General features: G+C 61.4%; 7 protein-coding genes. 4 read left to right on the forward strand and 3 right to left on the reverse strand.

The genetic code is table 11. The features are described 5' to 3' along the window. Positions 1-52: 52 nt before the first annotated feature. The 3 genes from L0H65_RS14150 to L0H65_RS14160 all read right to left on the reverse strand — a co-directional run bounded on the left by L0H65_RS14150 (position 53) and on the right by L0H65_RS14160 (position 2353). Positions 53-589, reverse strand: coding sequence for a DUF5906 domain-containing protein (locus tag L0H65_RS14150; RefSeq protein ID WP_301459694.1), 537 nt, complete (start codon positions 587-589; stop codon positions 53-55). Next, positions 583-1383: a toprim domain-containing protein gene (locus tag L0H65_RS14155; protein ID WP_301459695.1), complete on the reverse strand. Its 801-nt coding sequence runs from the start codon at positions 1381-1383 to the stop codon at positions 583-585. The genes L0H65_RS14150 and L0H65_RS14155 overlap by 7 nt, the downstream gene beginning before the upstream one ends. A gap of 70 nt (positions 1384-1453) precedes the next feature. Next, positions 1454-2353: a LysR family transcriptional regulator gene (locus tag L0H65_RS14160; RefSeq protein ID WP_301459696.1), complete on the reverse strand. Its 900-nt coding sequence runs from the start codon at positions 2351-2353 to the stop codon at positions 1454-1456. A gap of 112 nt (positions 2354-2465) precedes the next feature. Between L0H65_RS14160 and L0H65_RS14165 the strand changes: the two genes are divergently transcribed. The 4 genes from L0H65_RS14165 to wrbA all read left to right on the forward strand — a co-directional run. Then, positions 2466-3398 carry a ring-cleaving dioxygenase gene (locus L0H65_RS14165; protein WP_301459697.1) on the forward strand — a complete coding sequence of 311 codons (933 nt, stop codon included), beginning with the start codon at positions 2466-2468 and terminating at the stop codon, positions 3396-3398. A gap of 49 nt (positions 3399-3447) precedes the next feature. Next, positions 3448-4059 (forward strand): alpha/beta hydrolase, encoded by a 612-nt coding sequence (locus tag L0H65_RS14170; RefSeq protein WP_301459698.1) that lies wholly within the window; start codon positions 3448-3450, stop codon positions 4057-4059. Positions 4060-4118: 59 nt separating this feature from the next. Further along, positions 4119-4532, forward strand: a complete 414-nt coding sequence (locus L0H65_RS14175) for a DoxX family protein (protein WP_301459699.1) — start codon at positions 4119-4121, stop codon at positions 4530-4532. Positions 4533-4637: 105 nt separating this feature from the next. Further along, on the forward strand, positions 4638-5103 hold a 466-nt coding region (gene wrbA / locus L0H65_RS14180; protein ID WP_301459700.1), incomplete at its 3' end, for an NAD(P)H:quinone oxidoreductase type IV.

Raw genomic sequence — 5103 nt, forward strand, 5'->3', positions numbered from 1 at the left:
TCGAAGGTTGAGCAAACTCTACATTAAACTGAGGGAAGTTTCGGGGGGCAGGTCATGATGCGATGCGCTTGCCGATTTCCTCGATCCGCTCTTCGAGGGGAATGGTCCGTCCAAAGGGGGTCAGTAACAGTCGGCGGTGCACACCCCGATCCACGCCACCCTTGAAACTTGGTAGCTGGTTCGCGGCGAATAGGTTTTGAGCTACTGATCTGAACTCGACTCGGCTCTTGTAGACATCGCGACCTTGAATAGGATCACCGGTTACGACTGATTTGAAAGTGTTGGACGCGATCGCCTCAAGCGACAACTCATCAGATGCGTTCAATAGCTTGCCGATTAGCCCAACCACATGTCGTTCGTCCCCCATCTTGGCGGCGGGGACGGAGCAGATGGCACTGGTGGGCATAAGGCCCCTCGCCAGTTCAAGGATTTGGCTCTTGCCGTTCTCGGCCGTCTTGCCATGCAACACGACAGCACGAGGCTGAATCAGGCGGGCGGCATAACCCAACGCGGCCCCACCACAGACTTCGGCCAGCAGGTTAGATTTGGCATCGGCATCGGCGTCGCCTTTAAAACTTCCGGTCAGCAAACGAGCGAGCAACGAGTCTGGGGGCAGTTCGCTCGGGCTGTGCGGGTGCCAGTGGCCGGGCAGGGTATGGCGCAACGATGATCGCGGTTATGCGATTCCAGTCGAGGCACGCCCTTTGCATCGAAGCGGATAAAACCTGATGCGCAGTTGATGCCCGTAGGCGGTGCGTCAAAGAACGAGGGATCGGCGCAGAGGGCAGCAAATTGGTTAAGGACCGAGTTCACGCGAGATTCGTTCAACTTGACGCGCGATGGCCCGCCCGCAGCGGTCGTGAAGTCCGCGCCGTCATAAGCATGAACCGGTAGCCTGATCGTGTGGTTGGGGATGGTCGCCCACTCGCTGCCGCAATAGCGCCAGAAGACACCATCTGCGTGGACAACGCGTCCATATTTCGCATTCAGGTCCTTTCGCACGCGCCCGGCGATCTCTATCTCAGACCCGATTGCCAGATTTTTGGGCCGCGTTTCAGTTTGGCTAGGGTTCACCTGCGCGGCCCCCGCTAAGCGGCTTCGCACAGCACCTTCGCCCTCGTTAACAAGAACATCGTTGAAATCCTGACCCTCGGGCGGGTTTGCCATCATTACCTTCAGCCCGCGGGTGGCGAGGCTGCTGGCAGCACGAAGGATCTGGCCTTCAGCCTTGCTGCCGGGTGCATCGCCGTCGCGAGCGATGATCACCTCTGCGTAGTCGTGGACGGGTGCGCTGCCTATGTTGGATACGCTTAGGCAAGCCCAGACTTCTTGCCCCGTTGCCTGCCAGATCGACAGTGCGGTTTCCACGCCTTCACAAAGCACCAGCGGTTTGCGGCCAGCTTGGCCGAGTCAGGCGGGACGGATGACATCGGAGTATTTCCTTCTGCTGGCCTTAGAGCAGAAAGGACTCTGTGATATGGGCCTCAAAAAAGTCCGAAAAGGTCGCGACACGCAGCGGCAACTGCTCATAAGGCGGATAGTAGAGCGTCAGCCAGATCTCGGTCGTGGTCCAATCGGAAAGCACTTCGACCAGGCGGCCGGCCCCGAGATCGGCATCGACGATAAAGCGCGGCAGCAGCGCGATGCCCTCGCTGTTCAGGACCAGATGCGCCAGAAGATCACCGTTGTTGGTGCTCAGTCGGCCCTCGGCCCTGTGGCTCTGTCGGCGCTTGGCGTTGGATAGCTGCCACACTTCGTCGCGCAGATCGTCGCTGTAACCGAGACAGTCATGCTCAGCCAGATCCTCGGGCGTCTGCGGGGTGCCGCGCGCGCGCAGGTAATCTGGCGTGGCGACAAGCAGGCGCGGCACCCTGCAGATCTTGCGCCAGATCGTGGATTTGTCGCTGGGCGGGCCGGAAACGCGGATCGCGAGATCAAAGCCTTCTTCGACAATATCAACGAAGCGGTCGGACAGGCTGACGTCCACATGGATCTGCGGATGCAGCGCCCCGAACTGCGACAGTACCGTCGGCAGAACCTTCACCCCCAGCGACAGCGGCGCGCTGATCCGCAGCCGGCCAGAGGTTATGCCCTGGGCCTCGCGGGTCTCCTCCGCCGCCACGGCCAGCCCGTCCGACAACGGGGCCACGCGCGCGACATAGGCGGCGCCCGCCGAGGTCAGCGAGACCTGGCGCGTCGTGCGCACCAGCAATTGCACGCCAAGGCGTGCCTCAAGCGCCGCGATGTTGCGCGTGACCGATGCTGGCGTCATCCCCAATTGACGCGCGGCGCCGGCAAAGCTCTGCTGCTCAGCCACACTCAGGAAGACGCGGATGGATTCAAGTTCGCCCATGTGTTATTATTACGGTATCTGCAATAGTGAATGCAACATTATATCTGTTCAAGGAGATGATGCGCCGACCTATATTGGTTGCAAGTAAAGACATTCACTCCGGAGAAACGTCATGCTCAACCAGATCAAAGGCCTGCACCACGTCACGTCGATGGCTTCGGACGCGCAACAGAACAATGCGTTTTTCACCGGACTGCTTGGCCTGCGACGGGTCAAGAAGACCGTGAATTTCGACGCACCAGACGTTTATCACCTGTATTACGGCGATGAAACGGGGTCGGCGGGAACGATCATGACCTATTTTCCCTTCCCGAATATGGCAAAGGGCCATCGTGGCACCGGCGAGGTGTCAGAAACAGTGTTCGCAGTGCCCGAAGGGGCCCTGGACTTCTGGCGCGAACGTCTCGATCACGCCGGAGTTCATGGCATCGCTCGGGATGAACGGTTCGGCGAGAAGCGGCTGCGCTTCCTCGGTCCCGATGGCGACGGCTTTGCGCTCGCCGAAGTTGCGGGCGACCCACGCGCTCCCTTCGCCCGTGGGCCGGTTCCGGCCGACACGGGCATCCACGGATTTCGCGGTGTGACCATGCAGTTGCGTGATACGGACGCAACCGCCGCGTTGCTGAAACTCATGGGTTATGAGGAAGTTGGCCGCGACGGCGATCTGACCCGCCTTGTCCTGAAAGGCGGCAATGGCGCGGACATCATCGACCTCGAAAGGCGCCCCGAAGCGCCCAAGGCACGCGAAGGCGCCGGCTCGGTGCATCATGTCGCCTTCGCGGTCGAGGATCGCGCGGCGCAGGTGCAGGTCCGCAAGGCGCTGCTGGAAGCCGGGGCGCATGTCACGCCGGTCATCGACAGGGACTATTTCTGGGCTATATATTTTCGCACTCCCGACGGGGTGCTGTTCGAGATCGCAACCCACGAGCCGGGTTTTGCGCGGGACGAAGACGTGGCGCATCTGGGCGAGGCACTGAAACTTCCCGAGCAGCATGCCCATCTGCGCGCCCGTCTGGAGCAAACCCTGCCCGCCATCACCGACTAGATCGCAGCACCGCCAGTGCCGCCGGACCTTTCGCCAGGAGGAAACAACGATGTCTCTCGACGCTTACCATCATCTCGCCCGCGCCCCTGCCGCCGGTGCGCCGCTGGTCTTCACCTTTCACGGCACCGGCGGGGATGAGCACCAGTTCCCCGGCCTGATCCGGCAGATTCTGCCCGATGCCGGCATCGTCTCACCGCGCGGCGACGTGTCAGAGGCTGGCGCCAACCGCTTCTTTCGCCGCACCGGCGAGGGGGTTTACGACATGGACGACCTTGCCGCCCGCACCGAGAAGATGACCGGTTTCATCAGGGCACATCGGCAGGCCCATGCCGGTGCGCCGGTCTATGGCCTGGGCTATTCCAACGGGGCCAACATCCTTGCCTCGGTCATTTTCGGCGCGCCCGAACTGTTCGACCGGGTGGTGTTGATGCATCCGCTGATTCCGTGGGCACCAGGGCCGAACCCGGCGCTGAAATCGCTCGACGTGCTGATCACCGCCGGGCGCAATGACCCGATTTGCCCGCTGCCGCAGACCGATGCGCTGACCCGCTATCTGGAGGGCCAAGGCGCGCAGGTTGAACTTCGCCTGCATGATGGCGGCCATGAGATTCAACAGCAGGAACTCGACGCGATCGAGGTGTTCCTCAAACGGCCGACCTGACCTCCGGCAGACTCTCACAATTCACCAAACCTTACGCCAACAAAGAAAAGGAAACCGATATGATCACCAACCAACTCGAAACCCTATGGGCCCCGCGCATGCTCAGCGTCCTGCGGATCATGACCGCGCTGCTTTTCTTCGCGCACGGATCGCAAAAGCTTTTCGGCTTCCCGGCTTCTGAATTCTCGCCCGCCGCCTTCTCGATGATGTGGAGTGCGGGCGTGCTGGAACTGGTCGGGGGTGCTTTGCTGGTCGTCGGTCTGTTCACCCGCCCGGTCGCCTTCGTCCTCTCGGGTATGATGGCGGTAGCCTATTTCATGGCGCATGCGCCGCAGAGCTTTCACCCCGCTCTGAACGGCGGCGATGCGGCGGTGCTCTTCAGCTTCATCTTCCTCTATCTCGTGTTTGCCGGACCCGGAGTGTGGAGTGTAGACGCCCTGCGCACCAAGCGCTTCAAAGTGGCGGGCGCCTGACACGATATCCGACGGTAGCCAGCCGGTGCGCTGGCGAGAAATCAGTCCCGAAATCACTGCAAAACATACCCACCCACAATAACCCCAACTGACAGGAGAACGACCATGACCGTCAAACTCGCAATCATCTATTATTCCACCTACGGCACCAACCACCAGATGGCCAACATCGCGGCCGAGGCGGCAAAGGCTGCCGGTGCCGAGGTGCGGCTGTTGAAGGCCCCGGAAACGGCGCCCGACTCGGCAGTCAACAGTCAGGGCGCGTGGCAGGCTCACGCCGAAAAGACCGCCGATGTTCCCGCCGCGACCGCCGCAGACATGGAATGGGCCAATGCCTATCTCTTTTCGGCGCCGACCCGGTTCGGCATCATGGCCAGCCAGATGCGTGCCTTCATCGATACGCTTGGCGGAGTCTGGGCCAAGGGCGGGCTGGCGGGCAAGCCGGTATCGGCGATGACATCTGCGCAGAACGCACATGGTGGTCAGGAAACGACGCTGGTTTCCTTCTATAGCTCCTTCATGCACTGGGGCGGCTTCGTCGTCGCGCCGGGCTACACGGACGAGGTCATCT

Source organism: Pseudorhodobacter sp. (genome assembly GCF_030452865.1).
GTDB lineage: Bacteria > Pseudomonadota > Alphaproteobacteria > Rhodobacterales > Rhodobacteraceae > Pseudorhodobacter.